Source organism: Clostridia bacterium, assembly GCA_017410375.1.
Lineage (GTDB): Bacteria > Bacillota > Clostridia > RGIG6154 > RGIG6154 > RGIG6154.
The window spans coordinates 1-23,468 of sequence record JAFQQW010000059.1 but is presented as its reverse complement, the minus strand read 5'-3'; the positions used below and the strand labels follow the sequence as shown (position 1 = coordinate 23,468).

Below are 23,468 nucleotides of genomic sequence, written 5' to 3'. Positions count from 1 at the left end.
TTCTGTTGTGTGAAAAGGGAATACCAATAAAAAACACGCATCCTTGGGATGCGTGTTTAGTACATTAGTTAGTTTTCCTACGTTGGCATTACCCAAATCAGGTTAAAGGGTCAAGAACTTTAAGTTCTACTCTCAGTCGCAAACAGCAACTCCCCGTTGCCGACCTTTGGTCGGCTATTCAGTTTAAGTGTAATTGCGCAATTACAGCTTTAATATAGCACAACAGGGAAAATTTGTCAAGTGCAAAAATAAAACTTGAAAATTACGGGAATTTATAGTATACTTATCCTGATAGATTATGTGAATCGCACAAAAAACATTACAGAAAGGAATTTTGAACATGAGCAAAATTTTGATTATGGCAGACAGCTCGGGCGATATCCGTCCCGAAGAAGCAAAAGAATACGGTATCCGTGTGCTTCCCTTTAAGACCAATTTTGGTGACGGCATCGAATACCGCGACCGTGTGGATATCACGACGGAAGAATTCTATAAAAGAATGCGTGAGGGGAATGAAGCACCCAAAACCGTGCAGATTACCCCTGCTGAATTTGAAGACGAATATAAAAAGGCTGCAGCGGAAGGGTATACCGATATTGTTATGGTTACCATCGGCTCGACTGCCAGCGGTACAAACCAGTCTGCGACCATTGCAAAAGGCGTTGTGGAGGACGAGGGGATTGTGAATGTAGAAATCGTGGATTCTCTGCACTTAGCCTTCGGCACGGGACATGCGACCATCTGCGGTGCAAAATATTTAGCCGAAAATCCAGATGCTTCCGCAAAGGATGTGGCAGACCGCATCCGTGAGGTATTGTCGCACACCCAGAGCTTTTTCGTGGTGGAAACTTTGGAATATCTCCGTCGCGGCGGCAGAATCAAGTCTGCAACCGCAGTTATCGGCGGTGTGCTGGATATCCGTCCCATCCTTTATGTAAACAACGGGGTGGTGGAATCCCTCGATAAGGTACGCGGTGCGAAAAAGGTATTGCCTAAATTTATCGAAATTTTACATCAGAAAGCACCCAATCCCGACGAGGCGATGTTCTTTGTTTTGGACGGGGATGCAGAAGAACAGGCATCCGCACTGGCTAAACGAATTGAAGAAGAAATCGGCAGACCCGTGGATATGCGTCATGACGTAGGTATCACCATCGGTGCGCATGCAGGTCCGGGGGTTTTGGGTCTTTGTATCGTAGATAAAAAATTCTAAAAAACACTTGAAAAATTTTTAAAAGTAGTGTACAATAGATTAGATAGTAATAAAAACATTTTAAATTTATTTTTTCGGAGGGAAAAATCATGAACAAAAAGTCCATTAAAGACATTGCCGTAGCAGGCAAAAAAGTGCTGGTTCGTTGCGATTTTAACGTACCGCTCAATGAAAATCTCGAAATCACCGACGAAACCCGTATCGACGGTGCACTTCCTACCATTAAGTATTTGGTAGACAATAATGCAAAAGTAATCCTTTGCTCGCATCTTGGCAAGCCCAAGGGTGAAGCAATTCCGAAATTCTCTTTAGCACCCGTTGCAAAGAAGCTTTCCGAAAAGCTCGGTAAAGAAATTGTATTTGCAGCAGATGCAAACGTTGTTGGCGACAATGCAAAGGCAGCAGTTGCAGCAATGAAGGACGGCGATGTTGTTCTTTTGGAAAACACCCGTTACAGAGCAGAAGAAACCAAGAACATTGAAACCTTCTCCAAAGACCTCGCGTCTTTAGCTGAAGTATTTGTAAACGATGCATTCGGTACTGCACACAGAGCACATTGCTCTACCGTTGGTGTTACCGACTATATCGAAGGCGATTGCGTATGCGGTTTCCTCATTGAAAAAGAAATCGAATTTTTGGGCAATGCGGTAAACAACCCCGTTCGTCCCTGCGTTGCAATCTTAGGCGGTTCTAAGGTTTCTTCCAAGATTTCTGTTATCAACAACCTGCTCGAAAAGGTTGACACCTTAATCATCGGCGGCGGTATGGCTTACACCTTCATGAAGGCTGCAGGCGAAGAAGTTGGCGATTCCTTGCTGGAAGCTGATTACCTCGACTATGCAAACGAAATGGTTCAGAAGGCAAAAGACAAGGGCGTTGAACTCTTGCTTCCGATCGATACAGTTGTAGCAACCGATTTTGCAAACGATGCAGAACACAAAACTGTAGCCCGTGGCGGTATTGAAGCAGGCTGGCAGGGTCTTGACATTGGTGAAAAGACCATCGAACTGTATTCCGATGCAGTTAAAAAGGCAAAGACCGTTGTTTGGAACGGACCGATGGGCGTATTTGAAATGCCTACCTTTGCAAAGGGTACCAATGCAATCGCAAAAGTACTTGCTGAAATCGATGCAACCACCATCATCGGCGGCGGCGACTCTGTTTCAGCTGTAAACCAGGCAGGTCTTGGTGAAAAGATGAGCCACATTTCCACAGGTGGCGGTGCATCCCTCGAATTCTTGGAAGGTAAGGAATTGCCCGGTATCGTTGCACTCAACGATAAATAATTGATGCGTTTTCCGACATCCGTCTTTGCTATTGTTGACAGAGGCGGATGCCGTGTTGTATATTGATGTAAATATACAAAGGAGCTGATTGATATGAAAATGTTGGATGACAGAGAGTTACTGCCTCTTTTGGACGAGGAGAAATCCTGGGAAGAACGCAGAAAAGAGCTTTTAGACATCTTAGCGACTTATGAGTACGGTTTTACACCCGAAAAGCCCAAAATCTGGCATGTGGATGTGATAACCGAAGATAAAAATGCCTTTGCAGGCAAGGCGACACAACAATGGTTGAAATTTTATTTCACCTCGCCCGGCGGTATGTACTTTTTCTATTTTTATTTGGTTACACCCAATAAGAAAGAAAATGTACCAACATTTTTGCATCTGAATTTCCGTAAAGACATTCCGGACAGATATCAGCCCACCGAAGAAATTTTAGACCGTGGGTATGCAATCTGCACCATTTGCTATAACGATGTGGTGCCTGACAGTTTAGATTCTGATTACTCAAAAGGTATTGCACAGTTGTTTGAGAAAAACAACGAGCGCAGGAAAGATTCGTGGGGAAGAATCGGGATGTGGGCATATGCGGCGAGCTGCGTGATGGATTATTTGGAAACCCGTCCCGAAATCAATTCCAAGGAAATTTCGGTTATCGGACACTCCCGTCTCGGCAAAACTGCCCTCTGGTGCGGTGCGCAGGATGAAAGAGTATATTGCACCATTTCCAACTGCTCGGGTTACGGCGGTGCGGCAATTGCCAAAGGCGGTACGGGCGAAAAAATTTATATGTTTGAAGATGCAGGCTCGAAAGACTGGTTTTGCCCTGCTTTTACCGATTATTCGGGAAAAGATGATGAAAAGCCTTACGATCAGCATTTTCTGCTTGCTTGTATTGCACCCCGTTATCTTTGTGTCGGCAGTGCCGAAGAAGACTGGGGCGCAGACCCTGAAAGCGAATTTTTAAGCTGTGTTGCAGCCTCCGAAGCTTATAAAGCTTTGGGCAAGACAGGTCTTAAATATGACGGAGACACTATGGTTGAAGTCGGTACGGCACTTACGGATGGCGAAATCGGCTACCACTTGCGAAAAGGCAAACATTTCTTAAGCAGAACCGACTGGATGTATTATATGGACTTCTTGGATAAAAAACGCAAAGAAAGGGAGTGTGAAACAATATGAAAATGTTAGAGGACAGAGAGCTTTTGCCCCTTTCAGACGGTGAAAAATCCTGGGAAGAACGCAGAAAAGAGTTACTTAACATTCTTGCAACTTATGAATATGGTTTCACACCCGAAAGACCGAAAGTGTGGAATGTGGATTTGATAGAAGAAAGCAAAATTGCTTTTGCAGGCAAGGCATTACAGCAACGCTTTCAGATGAATTATATGACCCCCGGCGGTATGCACTTTTTCCACTTTTATCTGTTGATTCCGTACGGTGTGGAAAAAGCACCCACATTTTTGCATATTAATTTCAGAAAAGATATTCCCGACCGTCATCAGCCGACCGAGGAAATTTTAGACCGTGGTTATGCCATTTGTACCATTTGTTATCAGGATGTGGTGCCGGACACCATAGATTCCGATTTTACAAAGGGTATGGCAGGTATGTATGTGAAAAACAATGAGCGCAAGAAAGATGAATGGGGAAAAATCGGTATGTGGGCGTTTGCCGCAAGTCTTGTGATTGACTACCTCGAAACCCGCCCCGAAATCAATTCCAAAGAAATTACGGTAATCGGGCATTCACGTCTTGGCAAAACCGCCCTTTGGTGCGGTGCGCAGGACGAGCGCGTGTATTGCACCATTTCCAACTGCTCGGGCTACGGTGGTGCGGCGATTGCCAAATACGGCACAGGCGAAAGTATCGCGATGTTTGATAAATACGGTTCGAAGGACTGGATGTGTCCGGCATTTACCGACTACATGTGCAGGGAAAACGAAAAACCTTACGACCAGCATTTTCTGTTGGCGTGCATTGCACCCCGTTATCTTTGCGTGGGCAGTGCGGAAGAAGACTGGGGCGCAGACCCCGAAAGCGAATTTTTAAGCTGTGTTGCGGCATCTGAAGCTTATAAACAATACGGACTTAAAGGTCTTGTATATAATAAGGAAACCATGCCTGAACCGGGCACAAATCTGATAGACGGTGAAATCGGCTATCACATCCGCAAGGGCAGACATTTCTTAAGCCGTGAGGACTGGAATTGTTATATGGATTTCCTGGACAAAAAACGAAACGAGAAAAAGGAGAAATGAAAAATGGGTAAGTACATTATTGCAGGTAACTGGAAAATGAACAAGTTACCGTCCGAAACATTTGGTTATGTAAAAGAAGTTGTGGAAGCAACCAAGGGTTCTTCCTGCGAAGTGGTTTGCTGCACACCGTATGTAAACCTCGCTCCCGCTATTGAAGCGGCTAAAGGCACACATGTTAAAATTGGTGCAGAAAACCTGCATTTTGAAGACAAGGGTGCATTCACCGGCGAAATCTCTGCAGATATGTTAAAAGACCTGGGCGTTGAATACGTTATCATCGGTCACTCCGAAAGAAGACAGTATTTTGCAGAAACCGACGAAACCGTAAACAAAAAGACCATCAAAGCTTTGGAAAAGGGCTTGATTCCGATTGTTTGCGTGGGTGAATCTCTGGAAGAAAGAGAAGCAGGCATCACCATGGACTTGATCAACATCCAGATTAAGAAGGCGTTTGCAGGCATTGAAGCATCCGATGCTGCGAAAGTTGTTATTGCATACGAACCCATCTGGGCAATCGGTACCGGTAAAACCGCAACCGACGACCAGGCTGAAGAGGTTTGCGCAGGCATCCGTGCTGTATTGGCACAGCTTTATGATGCAGATACCGCTGCAGCAATCACCATTCAGTACGGCGGTTCCATGAATGCTAAAAATGCAGAAGGGTTGCTCGCAAAGGCAAACATCGACGGTGGCTTGATTGGCGGTGCTTCTTTGGTAGCTGCTGACTTTGCAGTAATCACCAAGGCTGCGAAATAAGAAAAATTCATGTTCCTTACAGAGCTATGCACAGCATAGCTCTGTTTGAGCGTAAAATAGGCATATAATAGGAGGAAAAAACATGGCAAAACCTGTTGCTTTGATTATCTTAGACGGTTATGGCTTAAACAGCGATACCGCAAAGGGCGTAAATGCCATTTATGAAGCAAAAACCCCCGTTATGGACGGTTTATTTGCAAAATATCCCAATTCCAAGCTGTCTGCCAGCGGTATGGACGTAGGTCTGCCCGAGGGTCAGATGGGTAACTCTGAGGTTGGTCACACCAACATCGGTGCAGGCAGAATTGTGTATCAGGAATTAACCCGTATCACAAAATCCATTAAAGACGGCGACTTTTTTGAAAACGAAACCTTGCTTGCTGCTATCGAAAACTGCAAGAAAAATGACTCTGCGTTGCATTTTATGGGTCTTCTTTCGGACGGTGGCGTGCACAGCCATAACGAGCACCTCTACGGTTTGTTAGAACTTGCAAAAAAAGCAGGCCTTACAAAGGTTTATGTGCATTGTTTCTTAGACGGTCGTGACGTACCGCCCTCTTCCGGTGCTGACTTTGTAAAAGACCTCTACGAAAAGACCAAGGAAATCGGCGTAGGCGAAATTGCAACCGTTATGGGCAGATACTATGCGATGGACCGCGACAACCGTTGGGAACGCGTGGAAAAGGCATACAATGCAATGGTAAACGGTGACGGTGTGGCATGTGACTGTCCTTATGAAGCGGTTAAAGCTTCTTACGAACAGGAAGTAACCGACGAATTTGTACTGCCTACCGTAGTGCAAAAGGATGGCAAACCTGTTGCAAAAATCGCAAAGGACGACTCGGTTGTATTTTTCAACTTCCGTCCCGACAGAGCAAGAGAAATCACAAGAACTTTGGTGGATGCCGAATTTGGCGGCTTTGAAAGAGAATTTATTAAACCGTTCTTTGTTTGTATGACCCAGTATGATGCGCAAATGCCCAACGTAGAAGTGGCATTTAAGCCCCAAAAGCTTACAAACACCTTGGGTGAAATCGTAAGCAACAAGGGCTTGAAACAGCTCCGTATTGCAGAAACCGAAAAGTATGCACATGTAACCTTCTTCTTTAACGGCGGTGTGGAAGCGGTTTATGAAGGAGAGGACAGAGCCTTGATTCCGTCTCCTAAGGTTGCAACCTATGACCTGCAGCCCGAAATGAGTGCTGTGGAAGTTAAAGATGAAGTTGTGAACCGCATTAAGTCTGACGAATACGATTTAATTGTATTAAACTTTGCAAACTGCGACATGGTTGGTCACACAGGCGTGTTTGAGGCGGCTGTAAAGGCTGTTGAAACAGTCGATACCTGCCTTGGCGAAGTGGTAGATGCTATTTTAAATCAGGGCGGTGTAGCACTCATTACTGCAGACCACGGTAATGCAGACAAGATGTTAGATGTAGACGGCGGTGCATTTACTGCACACACCACAAATATGGTTCCGTTGATTTATGCAGGCGGCGACAAAGAACTCAAAGACGGCAGACTTGCTGACCTCGCGCCCACACTTTTGGATATTATGGGCATTGAAAAACCGGAAGAAATGAGTGGCGAAAGCTTGCTTAAATGAGGTGAAAACATGAATGTCGGTGTAGATAAGCTGGACAAAAATATGAAAACCGAAACCAATGTAGAGGGATTTCAGTTTTACGATGCAACAAAGGCACCCTTTACTATGTACGGTACCCACAAAGAAGAAGGTGCAGATTCTTTGGTGCGTATGCCCTCGAAAGATGCGGAAAAGGTAAGTTCTGCGGTTTATGTGATGAATCGCTATCCCTCGGGCGGCAGACTTCGTTTTAAGACTGATGCGGAAAAGATTGCCGTAAAATGCTTTATGGTTGACTGGCACGGTGGTTGCAACAGCTCGCAGTTTTCCAGAACAGGGTTTGACTTTTTCAGCCGTGAAAACGGAGAATACATTTATGTTGGCGCAACAAGTGCACCGTTAGGGTTTGAGGGCGGTCGTTTTGAGGTGGTTGCAAACTTAAAAAAGAGCAACGCCAAAATGCGTGATATCACCATGTATATGCCCATCGCGAACCCTGTTGCAGACCTTTATATCGGTGTGCCGGAGGGTGCAGCTTTAGAGGTGGCAGATGAATACACCTGTCCTTTAAAACCTGTTGTATATTATGGCTCATCCATTACCATGGGTATGGGTGCAGGGCGACCGGGTACCATTTATCAGGGATTTATTTCCCGTCGTTTTGACTGGGACTTTTTAAATCTTGGCTTTTCGGGCAACGCCAAGGGCGAGAAAGAAATGGCAGAATATGTGGCTGGACTTGAAATGAGCATATTTGTACTGGATTATGACCACAATTCCCCCAACCCCGAACACTTGAAGGAAACCCAGATGCGTTTTTACAAAACGGTGCGTAAGGCACAGCCCGATTTGCCTATTGTGATGTGCTCAAGACCCGTTGCAAACCTTAAGCAGGGCGATGATGAGGCTCGATTTAATGCCCTTTGGGACAACTTCCAAAAAGGTCTTGCAGAAGGGGATAAAAATCTTTATTTTGTAAAAGGATTTGAAATGTTTCTCCCGGGCATGGAGCAGGACAGCTTAGCAGACGGCTGTCATCCCAATGATATCGGCTACTTTGGCATGGGTAAAACCATTGGCGACACCTTAGCGGAAATCAAAAAAACACTTGACAAAAACTGATTTTTGTGGTATAATACACTATACATTTGTAAACAAGAAAGGATTGAATGAAATGTTGACAACTATTCTTTCCATCGCGCATATTATTATTGCGGTTGTGCTGATTCTGGTCGTATTGCTCCAGTCCGGTAAATCTGCCGGTTTGTCCGGTAGCATTGCGGGCGGTGCTGAATCTTTCTTCGGTCAGAACAAAGGCAGAACAATTGATGGCATTTTAAGCAAGATTACTTCTATCGTAGCAGTCTTGTTCATCATCACTTCGGTGGCTTTGGCATTGCTGAAATAATTCAAAAGGGTAAGGCAAAAGCCTTACCCTTGTATTTTTTAAGAGGATTGGTATGGGAAAAAATCCGGACAGAGTGTATAAACCGCGTTTTTCACTGTACAAAAAGGTGCAGGCATATACCCAGCATCCGTGCTATGAGCCAAAACCGCTTTCCTGGTTTATGTGCTATTACAACGAAACCAGAGAACGGATGGAATACACCTTAAATTATCTGGTTTTCAAGCGTTTTTTGATGCGTCTGCCCTCGGGACGGTACGGGGTGGATAAGGACTACAGAAAACGGTTTACCGGCAGAGTGGTGGAGATTAAAGGTGCTTGTTTTGTAAAGCCGGATGACTTTTTCGGCTTTATAGAGGTGGAACCCAAATACACCTTCGGCGCACGGCATAATGATCGGGTCCGGGTGGCGTTAAACGGCTATGATGAGTCGGGTGCCTTTGAATTGCGCGGTGTAATTGAAGAAATTATCGCCCCCTTAAGCGACTTGTTCTGCGGAAGAGTAGAGCAGGATGCGGAGGGCCTTTTTGTGGTGCCGGATGATAAGGAGCTGGGAGATAAAATTTATTTTGCAGAGGGTGAAAGCAGTCTTCCTGCAGGTAGCTTTGTGTATGCAGAGGTTGTAAACGGCGAAGCCCTCCGTAAAAAGGCATTTGAAATGGCGTCACCTTGTCAACAGCTTAAAACGGTGTCCGCCAGGGCTTTAAAGGAAAACTGGCGGGATTCTATGCCCTATACGCCTCAGGAACGGGTTTGCCGTGCTTTAAAGCAGGTGTGTGCGTCCCGTTCTGAGCGGTTTCTGATTGAAAAGCGGTTTTCGGATTATTTGCCCGCTGATGCGGAAGAAACCCTCGAAAAAGCACCGCGCCGTACCAATTATATCCGAAAGGATTTTACCCATCATGCGGTTTGTTTGATTCGGGAGGATTTGGCGTTTCATACCGAAAAAGCAGGGGACAAGACTCGCGTTTTTGTGCATGTGCCGGATTTGACGGACGATATTCTGCCTCTCGAGCCGTTGGAAAAAGCCCTTTGCTATAAAGGGGAAATGCCAAAGCTTGTGCCTGAGGCGATACGGAATCGGACAAGGTTTATAAAAGGCGAAAAAGCCCGTGCAATTACCGTTTCGTTTGTGGCAGACCGTTTGGGTATTTTAACAGATGTGGCGTTTTTCAGAAGCCGTATTGTGTGCACGACCGACAAAGAAACAAAGGAACAACAGTTGCTGGTAAAGCATCTTCAGAAGGATGTGCATGCGGTGCATCCCCTGCAGACGGCGGCAGAAATTGCCCTTTGCAAGCTTTTCGGGGACACGGATTGCGCATTTCCGTATGATAATTCTGCCTGCTCGGCATTATTCAAATATTTTGAAGATTTTTTAAAAAAAGCAGACCGATTTGAGGAAAAAAATGAAATTTTAAGCTGTTTAGAGCCGTATCTGACCGATCGGGTGCTGATGCCCAAAAAAGCAGGCGCTAACGCTCGTATTCCGTTCGGATGCCCCTTTGACAGCTTCGCTTCGGTGCTTACCCAGTGGTCAATACACCATTATCTGTATCCGCACCGGAACAAAGAAAACGAAGAGGAGTTTAAAGAAATCATCCGTTCGCGCACAGCCATTTGTATGTGGCAGAGGATGTTTTTTGAAGAGTATAAGACCTTAAAACGCACCGAGGACTGGAAAAAAACGCACTTTACGGATGACGAAACGCTTCACGAGGGGATTTTCTTAGGGCGCGACCGGAGAACACCCGATGCAAAGCATAACAGCTTTGTGTACTGCGATAAAAATCTGATTTTCTGTGCGGATGTGCCTGAAACAGCCGTTTCGGGAGACAGTATTTTGTTTACCGCAAAAGCGGTACACGGCAAAGACGTGGTGCTTGGCACCTGCAGGAGTCTTAAAAAGGATTTTTAACATTTATGTCGAATATATATAAGCAAGGGGAACATGAAAGCATGAGAACCATTACATCGGAACAAATCACAGAGGCGGTAGCAAAGGCCTGCATCGAGGCAAATCTCTTTTTACCCGAGGATATCAAGCAGGCAATTACCACAGCCTACGAAAACGAGGAAGGCGTAAGCCGTGAAATCTTAGGTCAGCTGATTGAGAATTTCAATATCGCTGAATCGGATTGCATGCCGGTCTGTCAGGACACGGGCATGGCGGTGGTGTTTGCCGAAATCGGTCAGCAGGTGTGTATCACCGGTGACTATTTTGAGACGGCTGTGGAAAAAGGTGTTCGCCAAGGCTACGAGCAGGGGTATTTAAGAAAATCGGTGGTAAAAGACCCGATTTTACGCGGAAATACCGGGGATAACACCCCAGCCGTGATTCATACCCGTATCGTGCCGGGGGATAAAATCACCCTCACAATCGGGCCGAAAGGCTTCGGCAGTGAAAACATGAGTGCCTTGTGTATGCTAAAGCCCTCTGACGGCAGAGACGGTGTGGTTCGGTTTGTGGTAGACACCGTAAAAAAAGCAGGCAGTAACCCCTGTCCGCCTGTGGTGGTGGGCGTCGGAATCGGCGGCACCATGGAAAAAGCAGCGATGCTTGCCAAGCAGGCAATTATGCGTCCTGTGGATTCGGAAAACGAACAGCCCTTTTATAAAGAGCTGGAGCAGGAGCTGCTTGAAAAAATCAATGCCCTTTCCATCGGCCCTGCGGGGCTTGGCGGAAAAACCACGGCACTTGGTGTCAACATACTAACCTATCCCACACATATTGCAGGGCTTCCGGTGGCGGTAAACATGAGCTGTCATGTCACCCGACACAAAACAGTGATACTGTAACGAAAGGAAGATCGGTATGAAGGTTCAGATTGTTGAAAGAAAAGTAAATTTAAAAGATGCAACCAAAGCTTATTTGCAGGAAAAACTGGGCAAGTTTGAAAAAGTGTTCGGTGCAGATGCTTCTGTAACCGCAACCTTTTACGCACAGAAAAACCGCATTTTCCTGGAAGTAACCATCCGTTCGGGGGATGTCATCATCCGTGCTGAATCGGACGATACCGATGCAAGATGCGCCATTGACCGTGCGGTGGGAATTGTTGACGGTCAGATGCGTAAATATAAAACAAAGCTGGCAAAGAAAATCAAAACTGCCTATGTGCCCGAGCCTTTGGAATATGAAATCGAAGAGGACACGGTATTTGATGTGGTGAAGAAAAAGCAGTTTTATGTAAAGCCCATGCAAGCGGAAGAAGCCGTTTTGCAGATGAAGCTTTTGAACCATCAGTTCTTTGTGTATAAAGATGCGGAAACCGAACAGACCTGCATTGTATATGCCCGTAAAGACGGGAAATACGGTGTGATTGAAGTGTCGTAAACCATGAATTTAAGACGGGCGGCAAGTCCTTTTGCCGCCCGCATATGATTTTTTTGAAGAGTTTTTTAAATTTGAGGATCTTTTGAGCGTAAGCTGAGGGTCCGTTGAGGGTCCAATTTGCACCCCTTGAGAAATCCTTTTGTAATGCGCCTTTGAGAGGCATTGAAAATTTCTGAGAGTCCGTTGAGGATTCGCTGAGGGTCCGTTGAGAATTTTTCTTCTTATTATATATAAACAATATAAACAAATATAACAATTATAACAATAACAAAACAAGCGCGCGTGCGCGCGAGAGATTAAAGTGCTTTGTGTGGGGAAAAGCTTTCGGCTTTTGCGCGCAGAGAATGTAAAGTCGGAAAAAACTTCGTACGCGGTCGTACAAAAAAGGAAAATGGAAAGCGTTGTCGAATAACATTTAAGTGGCTTTTTGTAAAGGAGGGAAACGAATGGCAATACCGTCGAGTGTTATACAGGAAATTAACGAGCGGACTGACATTGCCGACCTGGTTTCCCGTTATGTAAACCTGAAGCGCTCGGGCAATGATTTTGTGGGGCTTTGCCCTTTTCATTCCGAGAAAACCCCGTCCTTTCGGGTAACGCCCCAGAAACGGATGTACTATTGCTTCGGCTGTCAAAAGGGCGGTGGTCCAATCCACTTTTTAATGCAGGTGGAGAATTTAAGCTTTGTGGACGCGGTCAAAAAGCTTGGCAGCGAATGCGGTGTACAGGTGCCCGAGGATTCTTACCGCTCGGACAAGGATGAACAAAAACGTAAGCAGATGTACACGGCAAACCGCGAGGCGGCACGGTTTTTCTATGCCTGCCTGACCGAGCCGAGAGGCGAGGAAGCCAGAAAATATTTTAAAAACAGAAATTTAAGTGCCGAGATGATTAAAAAATTCGGCATCGGCTACGCGCCCGATTCCTGGGACGCGCTCAAAAAGCATCTCTTATCCAAAGGCTTTTCTGAAAGCCTGCTGGTGCAAGTGGGTCTGATTTCCCGCACCGAAAAAGGGTCAACCTACGACCGTTTCCGTAACCGTGTGATGTTCCCGATTTTAGATGTGGTGGGCAATGTCATCGGTTTTGGCGGACGTGTTCTGGATGATTCCAAACCCAAATATTTAAACACCGCAGACACCCCGATTTTTGATAAGAGTGCCAATCTCTATGCCTTAAACTTTGCCAAAAATGACAAAAGCGGTCAGGTGTTAGTGGTGGAAGGCTATATGGACGTGGTGACTCTTTATCAGTACGGCATCGAACGCGCGGTGGCATCGCTGGGTACGGCATTAACCGCCCGTCATGCACGGCTTTTAAAGCGCTATGCCAACGAAGTAGTGCTTTGTTATGACGGTGACAGTGCAGGGGTAAAAGCGGCGCACAAGGCGGTCGGACTTCTGCGTGAAGCAGATGTGAAAGCAAAGGTCATTACCTTAGATGGGGCAAAGGACCCGGATGAATACTGTAAAAAATTCGGCGTGGACAAGTTCTTGAGCTGTATTGAGGACGCCAAACCGCCGGTTTTGTATAAAATAAACGCCTTAAAGGCAAACTATGATGTACACATTCCCGAACAGAAAGCGGAATTTTTAAAGGCTGCGGCAGAGGAGATTGCCCGGCTGAAAGAACCGGTGGAGCAGGAAATCTACACCCGTGAGGTGGCGCTTTCCATGTCGGTTTCGGAGGAAGCGCTTTCTGCACAGGTCAAAAAGGCGGTTCTGCGTCAGCGACAAAGCGACCAACGGGATGAAGCAACCCAGATTCAGCGCATCACCCGTCAGCATGCCTTAAATACCTCTGCGGTACACGAGGCGGCAGAGGGCAGACTGATTGCGCTGGCACTCCGCTACAAAGACGCCTTTTCCGAAGTATTGGAAAACGGCGGGGCAGAGCTGTTTGAGGTAGAGGCGTTCCGCTACTGCTTCGAGCAGATGACAGCCCTTTTGGAATCGGGTACACCCATTCCCGAGGCGGCGGATTTTATAGCAGAATTCCCGCTGGAATACAGCGGTAAGGTAGCAGGTGCGGTACAGGGACTTGGTGCAGAGGAAGCACCAACGCAAGCCGTAAAACAAATCATCGGTAAGCTTTCGCAGCTCCGCAGACAGGAGATGTTAAAACAGCTTGCAGCAGCAGGTGATGTAGAAGGCGTCATGAACGCTTTACATAAGGAGGATTAATATGCCGAAAGAGGAAACAAGAAGAACGATTGTGAAAAAGCTGATGGACAAGGGTAAGAAGGATGGCTCTCTTTCTTATCAGGAGATTATGGATGCTTTGGAAGCAATCGATTTGGAAACCGACCAGATTGAGGCGATTTACGAAGCCCTTGAAAATTTAGGCATCGAGATTGTCGGGGACAAGGGAGTGCCTGAAAAGGAAGCAAAAACAGAGGACAAGCAGGGCGATACAGAGGACGAGGACGATATCGATGAGCCGAACGAGGCACATCTGGCTGCTATAGAGGCAGAAGAAATTTCCGCTGAGGAAATGGAGGACCTTTCCGTACCCGAGGGCGTGAGCGTGGAAGACCACGTCAGAATGTACTTAAAGGAAATCGGTAAGGTGCCGCTCCTTTCTCTGGACGAAGAAATTGAATTTGCCAAGAAAATGATGACCGGTGACGAGGAATCCAAAAAACGTCTGGCAGAGGCAAACCTGAGACTTGTTGTATCCATCGCAAAGCGCTATGTGGGTCGCGGTATGCAGTTTTTGGATTTGATTCAGGAAGGTAATTTGGGTCTTATCAAGGCGGTAGAAAAGTTTGACTACACCAAGGGCTATAAATTCTCGACCTATGCCACATGGTGGATTCGTCAGGCAATCACCCGTGCCATTGCAGACCAGGCAAGAACCATCCGTATCCCGGTACACATGGTGGAAACCATAAATAAACTGATGCGTATCCAGCGCCAGCTCATTCAGGAAAACGGCAGAGAGCCTCAGCCTGAGGAAGTGGCAAAGGAAATGAATATGTCTCTGGATAAGGTGCGCGAAATCATGAAGATTGCACAGGAACCTGTGTCGTTGGAAACCCCGATTGGTGAAGAAGAGGATAGCCACTTAGGTGACTTTATCCCTGACGATGATGCACCTGCACCGGCAGAAGCGGCATCCTTTACCATGCTTAAGGAACAGCTTGATAACGTGCTCGGCACACTCACTGACAGAGAAGCAAAAGTGCTTCGTCTGCGCTTTGGCTTAGAGGACGGCAGAGCCAGAACCTTAGAAGAGGTGGGTGTGGAATTCGGCGTTACCCGTGAGCGTATCCGCCAGATTGAAGCAAAGGCTTTAAGAAAGCTCCGTCACCCCTCCAGAAGTAAAAAACTGAAGGATTATTTAGAATAAGCAAAAGGCGCATTTGATGCGCCTTTTCATACTGAAAAAGGAGAAAAGAAAGTATGCATTACAGATTCTTAAGATTTCCGGGCGGTAAATTGAGAGCGCTGACGTTTAGCTATGACGACGGCTGCCTTGATGATATCCGACTGTCTGATACCTTAACCAAGTATGGCTTAAAGGGAACTTTTAACTTTACGGCAAGGGCGAAAATTTCCGTGGAGGATGCAAAAAAACATATTTTGGACAACGGTCACGAAATTGCGGTGCACGGTGCAGAGCATATGGCAGCAGGTCTTACGCCTGTTACCCGAGGTATACGGGATGTCTTGGATTGCAGATTGAATTTAGAAAAAACCTATAATCGTATTGTGCGCGGTATGGCATATGCCGATTCGGGCATCATAAAGTTTGAAAACGGCGTTACCTATCCGCAGGTTAAGCAGTATCTGCGTGAGCTTGGCATCACCTATGCAAGAACCTTGCACGGAGATAACGACGGCTTTAAGCTGCCTTTTGACTGGCATGCCTGGGTGCCCACCTGTCATCACAAAAATCCGAACCTTTTAGAATGGGCGGACGCATTTTTGGCACCTGTGGAGGGTGGCCGCTTTAAGTACGAAACCCCGAGATTGTTTTACATATGGGGACACAGCTATGAATTTACAAACGATCAGAACTGGGCGCTTTTGGATCGTATCTGCGAAAAGTTTGCGGGCAGGGATGATGTATGGTATGCCACAAACGGCGAAATTTACGAGTATGTAACGGCGTATCAGTCGCTGGTTTTCAGCGCGGACGAGACAATTGTGTATAACCCGACCCTGCATACCATCTGGTTTGCCACTGCAGAAAAGGAATATGTGATTCAGCCCGGCGAAACACAATACATCTGATTGGCTTTTCTGTCGGGAAATGGATTTGACAAAAAAACAAATTTGTGATATACTAAAAATCGAAATACAGGAAGGAGAGAAACGTTCTCATGAAGAAGATTATCAAGAAAAAGACTTATAACACAGAAACTGCCATTGAAATCAGCAGAATCGCTTTTGGTGAATTCGGTGATCCCAAAGGCTATGAAGAAGTGTTGTATGAAACCAAAAAGGGTGACCGTTTTGTATATGGCATCGGTGGTCCTGAAAGTAAATATCCCGAAGAAACTATAATTCCGCAGTGAATGTAAAAATATGCACCGACCGCTTATCGGCGGGAATGATAAATTCAGTTTGCGATGGATTTGGTGTTTAAGAATCATCGGAGGAAACTCTATTCGGTTGAACAGAGTTTCTTTGAAACAATGCCGATAAGCTATGAACGAAACAAACCTGCAATATACTTTTGTATAATTGCAGGCATACCCCTTCGGGGTTTGTTTCGTCCATTCTGCACACATTTTTCCGATTCACTAAAAAACGTTTTTTGCCTGCACAGAAAGAGTTTTGTTTTAAAGCTCTGCCTGTAAAGGCAATCTAACATACCAATCTGACATCAAAATGAAAATTGAGATGGAAGGCGAAGTGTAAAATTGTATTTTAAGAGCAAAAACACGCCTTCTCGGCGTGTTTTTTGTTTCAGACAAGAAAAGTTATTCCCGAAAGAAAAGTTTTCTTAAAATGGCGAAAATTGCGCTACGCAACAAATACATAAGGAGAACGTAAAATGGAAAACAGAATTGCTACTTTAGGCATCATTGTGGAAGCACCCGAGTCGGTAGAGGCGTTAAATGCAATTTTGCATGATTACGCGCCTTTTATCATCGGCAGAATGGGCATTCCGTGCAGAGAACGGAAAATCAGCGTCATCAGCTTAGTTCTGGACGCACCGCAACAGGAAATCAGCGCTTTAAGCGGTAAGCTCGGAAACCTAAACGGGGTAACCTGCAAAGCCGCATATTCTAAAATCTGACCACAAAGGAGGAACCAAATATGTATAATCCCAAATCGTTAAAGGCAGAAGAATTTATCAGCCACGAGGAAATTTTAGACACCTTAGCCTATGCAGAACAAAACAAAAACAACAAAGAACTTTTAGAAAGCATTTTGAAGAAAGCAGAAGAAAGAAAGGGACTTACCCATCGGGAAGCCTCCGTGCTTCTGGTTTGCGAGGATGCAGAAATCAATCACAAAATCGAGGCACTTGCCAAGCAGATTAAAAAGGATTTTTACGGCAACCGCATTGTGATGTTTGCACCCCTTTACCTTTCCAACTACTGCGTAAACGGCTGTGTGTACTGTCCGTATCATCACCAGAACAAGCACATTGCCCGTAAAAAGTTAAGTCAGGCGGAAATTGAAAAAGAGGTTATCGCATTGCAGGATATGGGACACAAGCGCTTGGCTTTAGAAGCAGGGGAAGACCCTGTAAATAACCCCATCGAATATATCCTCGAGTCTGTCAAAACCATTTACGGCATCAAGCACAAAAACGGTGCAATCCGCCGTGTGAACGTAAACATTGCCGCAACCACCGTGGAAAACTACAGAAAGCTTAAGGAAGCGGAAATCGGGACCTACATTCTGTTCCAGGAAACCTATCACAAGGAAAGCTATGAACAGCTTCATCCCACAGGTCCGAAGCACAATTATGCCTACCACACCGAAGCCATGGACAGAGCCATGGAGGGCGGTATTGATGACGTGGGTCTTGGCGTTTTGTTTGGCTTAGAGCTTTATAAATACGAATTTGCAGGGCTTTTGATGCACGCCGAGCATTTGGAGGCGGTGCATGGCGTGGGTCCGCACACCATTTCGGTACCCCGAATCAAGCGCGCAGACGATATTGACCCCACCGTATTTGATAACGGCATCAACGATGATATTTTTGCTAAAATTGTGGCTTGTATCCGCATTGCGGTACCGTACACGGGCATGATTATTTCCACCCGTGAGAGCAAGGAATGCAGAGAACGGGTGTTAGAGCTTGGTGTGTCCCAGATTTCGGGTGCATCCCGTACCTCGGTGGGCGGTTATGCGGAAGAAGAACCCGAAGAGGAAAATTCTGCTCAGTTTGACGTTTCGGATAACCGTACTTTAGATGAGGTAGTCAGATGGCTGATGGAGCTTGGCTTTATTCCGTCTTTCTGTACCGCCTGCTACAGAGAGGGCAGAACGGGCGACCGTTTTATGACCCTTTGCAAAAACGGGCAGATTCAGAACTGCTGTCATCCCAATGCACTGATGACTTTGAAGGAGTATTTACTGGACTACGCTTCCGAGGATACCCGTAAAATCGGCGAAGCGCTTATTAAAGCAGAAATCGAAAACGTGCCCAAGGAAAAGGTGCGCAATTTAGTCAAGGAAAACTTAGAAAACATCGGCAAGGGGCTTAGAGATTTCAGACTGTAAGAAAGGAATGGATAAAGCCATGAACACACCCAATGGTGAGAGACTGCATATCGGCTTTTTCGGAAAGCGGAATGCGGGCAAATCCAGCTTAATCAACCGTGTCACGGGACAAAGTCTTTCGGTGGTTTCAGAGGTGAAGGGCACCACAACCGACCCGGTGCAAAAGCAAATGGAGCTGCTTCCCTTAGGTCCTGTTACGGTGATTGATACCCCCGGCTTTGACGATTCGGGTGATTTAGGGGATTTGCGCGTGCAAAAGACCAAAAATGTGCTTTACAAAACAGATATTGCAATCCTGGTTGTGGATGCAACAGTTGGTAAAAGTGCCGAGGATGAGGCGTTTTTGGAGCTTTTACGGCAAAAGGAAATTCCATATCTTACGGTGTACAACAAATGCGAATTGAAGCCCGGTTTACAGCTTTCGGAAAACGAACTGGCGGTCAGCGCAAAGGAAAATACGGGTATTTTTGAATTAAAAGAAAAAATCGGCACATTAAAACCCGAAACCAAAGAAAAACGCATCATTTCGGATAAATTGGAACGGGGAAGCGTTGCGGTGTTGGTTTGTCCCATAGATGAATCCGCACCCAAGGGCAGACTGATTCTGCCGCAACAGCAGACCATCCGCGATCTGTTAGACGGCGGCTGCATTCCTGTGGTTTGCAAGGAAACGGAGCTTTCGGAGACCTTAGAAAAACTTAAAAATCCGCCCGAAATTGTCATTTGTGATTCCCAGGTGTTTGCTTTTTGTGCAAACACGGTGGGAGCGGACGTTCCGCTAACCTCTTTTTCGGTGTTGATGGCACGGTACAAAGGGGTGCTGGACTACGCGGTTGAGGGCGCAGACAGAATTTTTGATTTAAAAGAAAACGCAAAAATTCTCATTTCCGAGGGCTGTACCCACCACAGACAATGCGGTGACATCGGGACGGTGAAACTGCCCAACCTGATTCGCAAAAAAACGGGAAAGGATTTTGAATTTTCATTTACTTCGGGTGGTGAGTTTACCGAAAATGCCGAGGCGTTTGATTTGATTGTGCATTGCGGAGGATGCATGCTGAACGACCGCGAAATGGCGTCCCGTATGGCGCGTGCCAAGGAAAAGGGCGTAGCCATGACCAATTACGGTGTGCTGATTGCACATTTAAACGGCATTTTAAAGAGGAGTTTGGAAATATTTCCCGAATATAATAAATATCTGAACTAAGGAGGACGTAAAAATGAGCAACGTTGCCATGTATCCCGGGTCGTTTGACCCGTTCACCAACGGACACCTGGATATTGTCCGAAAAAGCGCAAAGCTTTTTGATAAGGTACATATTTTAATCGGTGTCAATGCCAAGAAAAAGAGAAGCTATGATGCAAACGCGGTAAAGCTTGCAATCGAAGAAACCTTAAAGGCAGAGGGCATTTTTAACTGTGAAGTGATTGCCTACGAGGGCTTGATTGCGGAATACAGCCTGCAAAACAACATTGGCTACATGATTCGCGGACTTCGGAACAACATGGACTACAACTACGAGGAAAACATCGCAGAGGTCAACAAACTGATTAATCCGAACTTGGAATATGTCTATTTCCGTGCCGATAATGTGGCGGTTTCATCCTCTATGGTTAAAGAGCTTTACAGCTTTGGCAAAGACGTTTCCAAATTTGTACCTGCACCTGTGAAGGATATGATTATGAAATAAAACAGACAGGATATTTGTCAAAAGGAAAACACGCCCAAAGGCGTGTTTTTAGTTCTCAGTTTTTAGTTTGTAAGGTGTCTTGCCCCGAAGCTTTTTGTACTGGGAAATAAAGTATGAAGCATCGTTAAAGCCGGAGGCATAGGCAACCTCAGTGACCGATTTGTCGGTCAGTAACAGCGTTTTTTCGGCATGATTTACGCGCACCTCGTTTAAATAACGGGTAAAGCTTTTGCCCGTTATGGTTTTAAAGCGCCTCGAAAAATAGGTGTAGCTCATGTCCACCTCCAGTGCCACGGCTTTGGCGGTTAAATTCTCATCATAACGGCTGTTTATAATGTTGATTGCCTGATAAATCTGTTGCAGAGCAGAGAGGGTTACGGCATCCTTTTGTTGCATGTTTTCGGGCTGATTGCGCAAAAGGGCGGTTAAAAGCAGGACGCTGTTTGCCTTTAAGGAAAGCTCGGTGGCGTATAGAGGGGTGGTATAGTCTGACAGCAACCGCTCTAAAATTTCACGAAGTCCATTCTTTTCCGTTTCTTCCTTTGTCCAGACCGTTTTGTCGTGCCGGTGACAAAGCTGCATTACATACAAAACGCCCGTGTCCCGTCCTGCAAAATCCAAAATCATGTCCGGACGGATTTTTAATACCAGATAGTCGGTCACACCGCTGTCCAGTGAAAAAATCTGATGAATGGTGTTGGGGCGGAAAAACACAAAATCCTTTGGATTGGCAATAAAATACTCACCGTCTGCTTCAATGCGGAAGCTTCCGTGCAAAATGTATAAAAACTCCAAAGCGGTGTGCATATGCGCATGCGCAACATAAATGCCTTTCTTACGGGATGTGCTCATAAAGATTTCCGCACCCATGGCAGAAAGGTGTGCATTATCCTGCTCTACCATATATTCCTTTTTCATAAAATCCTCCAAAACGCAAAAATTTACTATTTTTTCTAAAAAATATTATAGCATAACTTTTTCAAAAATGCTACACTTATTTTAAAGAATATAAAAAGAGTGGAGGAATTCATTATGAGAACAGTAAAAATCGGTATTATCGGCTGTGGCGGTATCGGTATGGGTAAGCATTTGCCTGCCTTAACAAAGGTACCGGGCGTGGAAGTGATTGCATTTTGCGATCTGATTCAGGAAAGAGCAGAAAAGGCGGCTGAAAAATTCGGCACACCCGATGCAAAAATCTATCTGGATTACAAAGAACTTTTAAAGAACGAGGACATTGAAGTGGTACATGTTTGTACCCCCAACAGAGAGCATGCGGACATGACCGTAGATGCGCTCCATGCAGGCAAGCACGTTATGTGCGAAAAGCCCATGGCAAAGACCGCGGCAGATGCAAAAAGAATGTTAGATGCTGCAAAGGAAACGGGTAAAAAGCTTACCATCGGCTATCAGCACAGACAAAAGCAGGCAACCCTTTATGCAAAGCAGTATATTGATGCAGGCAAGCTGGGCGAAATTTATCATGCAAACTGTATCGCAATCCGTCGTCGCGGTACACCCAACTGGGGCGTATTTTTGAACGAAGAAGAGCAGGGTGGCGGTCCGATCATCGACATTGCAACCCATTCTTTAGACTTGACTTTGGCGCTTATGAACAACTACGAGCCTGAACTGGTTATCGGTAAGACCCATAAAAAGCTTGAGCATCCCGAAGCAGGTAACATCTGGGGCGACAACGGCGTAAGCACCAGCGAACTGGAAGATTCTGCATGTGCATTTATCCGCATGAAGAATGGCGCAACCATTATGCTGGAAACCAGCTGGGCATTAAATGTGGATTCTCCCCTGGATGCGGCAAGCTGTATCCTCTGCGGCAGCAAGGAAGGCTTGGCAATCCGTGGCAACGAGCTTAAAATCAACAAGGTTGAATTTAATAAGCAGGTTGTAACCGATGTAGACTTAGGCGCAGGCGGCGTTGACTTTTATGAAGGTGCATCCACCGCTCCCCAGGATGTGGAAGCGTATAACTGGATTAAAGCGATCCGTGAGGACACCGATCCTGTAGTTAAGCCCGAGCAGGCTTATGTGGTTTCCCAGATTTTGGAAGCAATCTACACCTCTTCCAAGACCGGAAAGCCGGTGATTTTTGAATGATGAAGGTTGCTCTTTGCGGTGCATGGCACGTTCATGCCGTGGACTATACCAAAAAAGCACTTGCCAACGACGGCGTGGAAATGCTTGGCTTTTACGAGGAAAACGAGGCTTTAAGAGAAAGCTTTCAGAAAAAGTTTCCCGAGCTTTATGCGTTTAAAAGCTTTGAAGAGTTGCTTACATCCGAGGCAGACGGCGTGATTTGCTGTACTGCATCAAACACCCATGCAGATTACATGGTACGCATTGCCGAAGCCAAAAAAGACATTTTTACCGAAAAGGTGCTGGCTCTTACCACAGAGGAATGTCTGCGTGTCAAAGAGGCAGTGGACAAAAATGGCGTAAAATTCGTTATTTCGCTCTTCCAGAAATTCCGTGGCGGTATGATGGCGTTAAAAGCCCTTGCTGACAGCGGAGAGCTGGGCAAAATCAATTATGTGCGGTTCAGAAACTGTCACAGCGGCAGCATCGGAAACTGGTTGCCCGAACACTTTTTTAATAAAAAAGAATGCGGCGGCGGTGCCATGATTGATTTGGGTGCCCACGGGATGTATTTAATCGACTGGTTTTTGGGACTGCCCGAAAAATACAGCTCTGTCTTTACCCTTTGGGATTCCAATCCCAAGAACAAAGACGGGGTAGAGGATAATGCGGTAACGGTGATGTCTTATAAGGACGGCAGTATTGCAGTGAGCGAAACGGGGTTTGTATCGGGCGTTGACCCGACGACCCTGATTGTAAGCGGTGACAAGGGCTATGCGCGCTTTGTAAACAACGAGGGCGCGGTAAAATGCACCAAGGCAACAGAAAACAAAATTGTGCCTTTAGAAATTCCCGAGGACAAACCGTATCCCATAGATTTGTTCCTTTCGGGCGAGCCGACAGAAGGCTGTGGCATGACCGAAGCGATTCATCTGACGCAGATGATGGAAGGGGCATACAAAAATCAAATATAATAAAAATGCGAAAGCTTTGTTAAGCTTTCGCATTTATTGTGTGCAACGAAAACCACGCGATAGTCGCGTGGTTCAATAGAGGTTTACCGATGAACAGACAGGAAACTAAAGTATATAACAAACGTAAATTGTTAAGCAACATTGTAGAATGATACAAACCAAATCGTTGTGAAGCCTTCC

Annotated in this window: 22 protein-coding genes and 1 riboswitch; of the genes, 21 read left to right on the top strand and 1 reads right to left on the bottom strand. The window is 45.8% G+C overall.

Annotation, left to right across the window (positions count from 1 at the left end; genetic code table 11):
• Nucleotides 1–55: 55 nt before the first annotated feature.
• A riboswitch (TPP riboswitch) is annotated at nt 56–166 on the bottom strand.
• Nucleotides 167–340: 174 nt separating this feature from the next.
• From IJE10_09410 to coaD, 19 genes are all read left to right on the top strand, one after another.
• Entirely contained in the window at nt 341–1,213 is an 873-nt protein-coding gene (locus tag IJE10_09410) for a DegV family protein (GenBank protein MBQ2968321.1), read from the top strand.
• Between the two features lie 89 nt (nt 1,214–1,302).
• Entirely contained in the window at nt 1,303–2,499 is a 1,197-nt protein-coding gene (locus tag IJE10_09405; protein ID MBQ2968320.1) for a phosphoglycerate kinase, read from the top strand.
• A 93-nt stretch (nt 2,500–2,592) separates the two neighbouring features.
• A complete protein-coding gene (locus IJE10_09400) occupies nt 2,593–3,681 on the top strand; it encodes an acetylxylan esterase (protein ID MBQ2968319.1) in 1,089 nt (362 codons plus the stop codon).
• Complete coding sequence (locus tag IJE10_09395) at nt 3,678–4,760, top strand: acetylxylan esterase (GenBank protein MBQ2968318.1); 1,083 nt, start codon at nt 3,678–3,680, stop codon at nt 4,758–4,760. Before IJE10_09400 ends, IJE10_09395 begins: the two co-directional genes overlap by 4 nt.
• A gap of 3 nt (nt 4,761–4,763) precedes the next feature.
• Complete coding sequence (locus IJE10_09390; protein ID MBQ2968317.1) at nt 4,764–5,516, top strand: triose-phosphate isomerase; 753 nt, start codon at nt 4,764–4,766, stop codon at nt 5,514–5,516.
• A gap of 82 nt (nt 5,517–5,598) precedes the next feature.
• Nucleotides 5,599–7,122: a 2,3-bisphosphoglycerate-independent phosphoglycerate mutase gene (locus IJE10_09385; GenBank protein ID MBQ2968316.1), complete on the top strand. Its 1,524-nt coding sequence runs from the start codon at nt 5,599–5,601 to the stop codon at nt 7,120–7,122.
• A 9-nt stretch (nt 7,123–7,131) separates the two neighbouring features.
• Nucleotides 7,132–8,223 carry a hypothetical protein gene (locus tag IJE10_09380; protein MBQ2968315.1) on the top strand — a complete coding sequence of 364 codons (1,092 nt, stop codon included), beginning with the start codon at nt 7,132–7,134 and terminating at the stop codon, nt 8,221–8,223.
• 52 nt (nt 8,224–8,275) lie between these two features.
• Complete coding sequence (gene secG / locus IJE10_09375) at nt 8,276–8,509, top strand: preprotein translocase subunit SecG (GenBank protein MBQ2968314.1); 234 nt, start codon at nt 8,276–8,278, stop codon at nt 8,507–8,509.
• Nucleotides 8,510–8,561: 52 nt separating this feature from the next.
• Nucleotides 8,562–10,424 carry a hypothetical protein gene (locus IJE10_09370; protein ID MBQ2968313.1) on the top strand — a complete coding sequence of 621 codons (1,863 nt, stop codon included), beginning with the start codon at nt 8,562–8,564 and terminating at the stop codon, nt 10,422–10,424.
• A 41-nt stretch (nt 10,425–10,465) separates the two neighbouring features.
• Complete coding sequence (locus IJE10_09365; GenBank protein ID MBQ2968312.1) at nt 10,466–11,305, top strand: fumarate hydratase; 840 nt, start codon at nt 10,466–10,468, stop codon at nt 11,303–11,305.
• 16 nt (nt 11,306–11,321) lie between these two features.
• Nucleotides 11,322–11,840, top strand: coding sequence for a ribosome-associated translation inhibitor RaiA (gene raiA / locus IJE10_09360; GenBank protein ID MBQ2968311.1), 519 nt, complete (start codon nt 11,322–11,324; stop codon nt 11,838–11,840).
• A gap of 446 nt (nt 11,841–12,286) precedes the next feature.
• Nucleotides 12,287–14,023: a DNA primase gene (locus IJE10_09355; protein MBQ2968310.1), complete on the top strand. Its 1,737-nt coding sequence runs from the start codon at nt 12,287–12,289 to the stop codon at nt 14,021–14,023.
• A gap of 1 nt (nt 14,024) precedes the next feature.
• Nucleotides 14,025–15,191 (top strand): RNA polymerase sigma factor RpoD, encoded by a 1,167-nt coding sequence (gene rpoD, locus IJE10_09350; protein MBQ2968309.1) that lies wholly within the window; start codon nt 14,025–14,027, stop codon nt 15,189–15,191.
• Between the two features lie 53 nt (nt 15,192–15,244).
• Entirely contained in the window at nt 15,245–16,078 is an 834-nt protein-coding gene (locus tag IJE10_09345) for a polysaccharide deacetylase family protein (protein ID MBQ2968308.1), read from the top strand.
• An 89-nt stretch (nt 16,079–16,167) separates the two neighbouring features.
• The gene (locus tag IJE10_09340) at nt 16,168–16,362 is read left to right on the top strand and encodes a hypothetical protein (GenBank protein MBQ2968307.1); all 195 of its coding nucleotides are present in this window, start codon (nt 16,168–16,170) and stop codon (nt 16,360–16,362) included.
• A gap of 482 nt (nt 16,363–16,844) precedes the next feature.
• The gene (locus tag IJE10_09335; GenBank protein ID MBQ2968306.1) at nt 16,845–17,090 is read left to right on the top strand and encodes an iron-only hydrogenase system regulator; all 246 of its coding nucleotides are present in this window, start codon (nt 16,845–16,847) and stop codon (nt 17,088–17,090) included.
• Between the two features lie 20 nt (nt 17,091–17,110).
• Nucleotides 17,111–18,529 carry a [FeFe] hydrogenase H-cluster radical SAM maturase HydG gene (gene hydG / locus IJE10_09330; protein ID MBQ2968305.1) on the top strand — a complete coding sequence of 473 codons (1,419 nt, stop codon included), beginning with the start codon at nt 17,111–17,113 and terminating at the stop codon, nt 18,527–18,529.
• 7 nt (nt 18,530–18,536) lie between these two features.
• Nucleotides 18,537–19,736 carry a [FeFe] hydrogenase H-cluster maturation GTPase HydF gene (hydF, locus tag IJE10_09325; protein ID MBQ2968304.1) on the top strand — a complete coding sequence of 400 codons (1,200 nt, stop codon included), beginning with the start codon at nt 18,537–18,539 and terminating at the stop codon, nt 19,734–19,736.
• Nucleotides 19,737–19,749: 13 nt separating this feature from the next.
• A complete protein-coding gene (gene coaD, locus IJE10_09320) occupies nt 19,750–20,220 on the top strand; it encodes a pantetheine-phosphate adenylyltransferase (GenBank protein ID MBQ2968303.1) in 471 nt (156 codons plus the stop codon).
• A 48-nt stretch (nt 20,221–20,268) separates the two neighbouring features.
• Here the strand turns inward: coaD and IJE10_09315 are convergent, their stop codons facing one another.
• Nucleotides 20,269–21,138, bottom strand: a complete 870-nt coding sequence (locus IJE10_09315; protein MBQ2968302.1) for a helix-turn-helix domain-containing protein — start codon at nt 21,136–21,138, stop codon at nt 20,269–20,271.
• 114 nt (nt 21,139–21,252) lie between these two features.
• Here IJE10_09315 and IJE10_09310 point away from each other — a divergent pair, with 114 nt between their 5' ends.
• Nucleotides 21,253–22,335 (top strand): Gfo/Idh/MocA family oxidoreductase, encoded by a 1,083-nt coding sequence (locus IJE10_09310; protein ID MBQ2968301.1) that lies wholly within the window; start codon nt 21,253–21,255, stop codon nt 22,333–22,335.
• On the top strand, nt 22,332–23,288 hold the full coding sequence (locus IJE10_09305) for a Gfo/Idh/MocA family oxidoreductase (GenBank protein MBQ2968300.1): 957 nt from the start codon (nt 22,332–22,334) through the stop codon (nt 23,286–23,288). Before IJE10_09310 ends, IJE10_09305 begins: the two co-directional genes overlap by 4 nt.
• Nucleotides 23,289–23,468 lie beyond the last annotated feature (180 nt).

Excerpts from the sequence above, each read along its gene's own strand:
- IJE10_09310 (MBQ2968301.1), top strand. The coding sequence starts at position 21,253 with ATGAGAACAGTAAAAATCGGTATTATCGGCTGTGGCGGTATCGGTATG.
- IJE10_09390 (MBQ2968317.1), top strand. The coding sequence starts at position 4,764 with ATGGGTAAGTACATTATTGCAGGTAACTGGAAAATGAACAAGTTACCG.
- IJE10_09400 (MBQ2968319.1), top strand. The coding sequence starts at position 2,593 with ATGAAAATGTTGGATGACAGAGAGTTACTGCCTCTTTTGGACGAGGAG.
- IJE10_09380 (MBQ2968315.1), top strand. The coding sequence starts at position 7,132 with ATGAATGTCGGTGTAGATAAGCTGGACAAAAATATGAAAACCGAAACC.
- IJE10_09340 (MBQ2968307.1), top strand. The coding sequence starts at position 16,168 with ATGAAGAAGATTATCAAGAAAAAGACTTATAACACAGAAACTGCCATT.
- IJE10_09385 (MBQ2968316.1), top strand. The coding sequence starts at position 5,599 with ATGGCAAAACCTGTTGCTTTGATTATCTTAGACGGTTATGGCTTAAAC.
- hydF (MBQ2968304.1), top strand. The coding sequence starts at position 18,537 with ATGGATAAAGCCATGAACACACCCAATGGTGAGAGACTGCATATCGGC.
- IJE10_09395 (MBQ2968318.1), top strand. The coding sequence starts at position 3,678 with ATGAAAATGTTAGAGGACAGAGAGCTTTTGCCCCTTTCAGACGGTGAA.
- IJE10_09365 (MBQ2968312.1), top strand. The coding sequence starts at position 10,466 with ATGAGAACCATTACATCGGAACAAATCACAGAGGCGGTAGCAAAGGCC.
- IJE10_09410 (MBQ2968321.1), top strand. The coding sequence starts at position 341 with ATGAGCAAAATTTTGATTATGGCAGACAGCTCGGGCGATATCCGTCCC.
- IJE10_09345 (MBQ2968308.1), top strand. The coding sequence starts at position 15,245 with ATGCATTACAGATTCTTAAGATTTCCGGGCGGTAAATTGAGAGCGCTG.
- hydG (MBQ2968305.1), top strand. The coding sequence starts at position 17,111 with ATGTATAATCCCAAATCGTTAAAGGCAGAAGAATTTATCAGCCACGAG.
- raiA (MBQ2968311.1), top strand. The coding sequence starts at position 11,322 with ATGAAGGTTCAGATTGTTGAAAGAAAAGTAAATTTAAAAGATGCAACC.
- IJE10_09305 (MBQ2968300.1), top strand. The coding sequence starts at position 22,332 with ATGATGAAGGTTGCTCTTTGCGGTGCATGGCACGTTCATGCCGTGGAC.
- IJE10_09355 (MBQ2968310.1), top strand. The coding sequence starts at position 12,287 with ATGGCAATACCGTCGAGTGTTATACAGGAAATTAACGAGCGGACTGAC.
- rpoD (MBQ2968309.1), top strand. The coding sequence starts at position 14,025 with ATGCCGAAAGAGGAAACAAGAAGAACGATTGTGAAAAAGCTGATGGAC.
- coaD (MBQ2968303.1), top strand. The coding sequence starts at position 19,750 with ATGAGCAACGTTGCCATGTATCCCGGGTCGTTTGACCCGTTCACCAAC.
- IJE10_09335 (MBQ2968306.1), top strand. The coding sequence starts at position 16,845 with ATGGAAAACAGAATTGCTACTTTAGGCATCATTGTGGAAGCACCCGAG.
- IJE10_09405 (MBQ2968320.1), top strand. The coding sequence starts at position 1,303 with ATGAACAAAAAGTCCATTAAAGACATTGCCGTAGCAGGCAAAAAAGTG.
- IJE10_09370 (MBQ2968313.1), top strand. The coding sequence starts at position 8,562 with ATGGGAAAAAATCCGGACAGAGTGTATAAACCGCGTTTTTCACTGTAC.
- secG (MBQ2968314.1), top strand. The coding sequence starts at position 8,276 with ATGTTGACAACTATTCTTTCCATCGCGCATATTATTATTGCGGTTGTG.
- IJE10_09315 (MBQ2968302.1), bottom strand. The coding sequence starts at position 21,138 with ATGAAAAAGGAATATATGGTAGAGCAGGATAATGCACACCTTTCTGCC.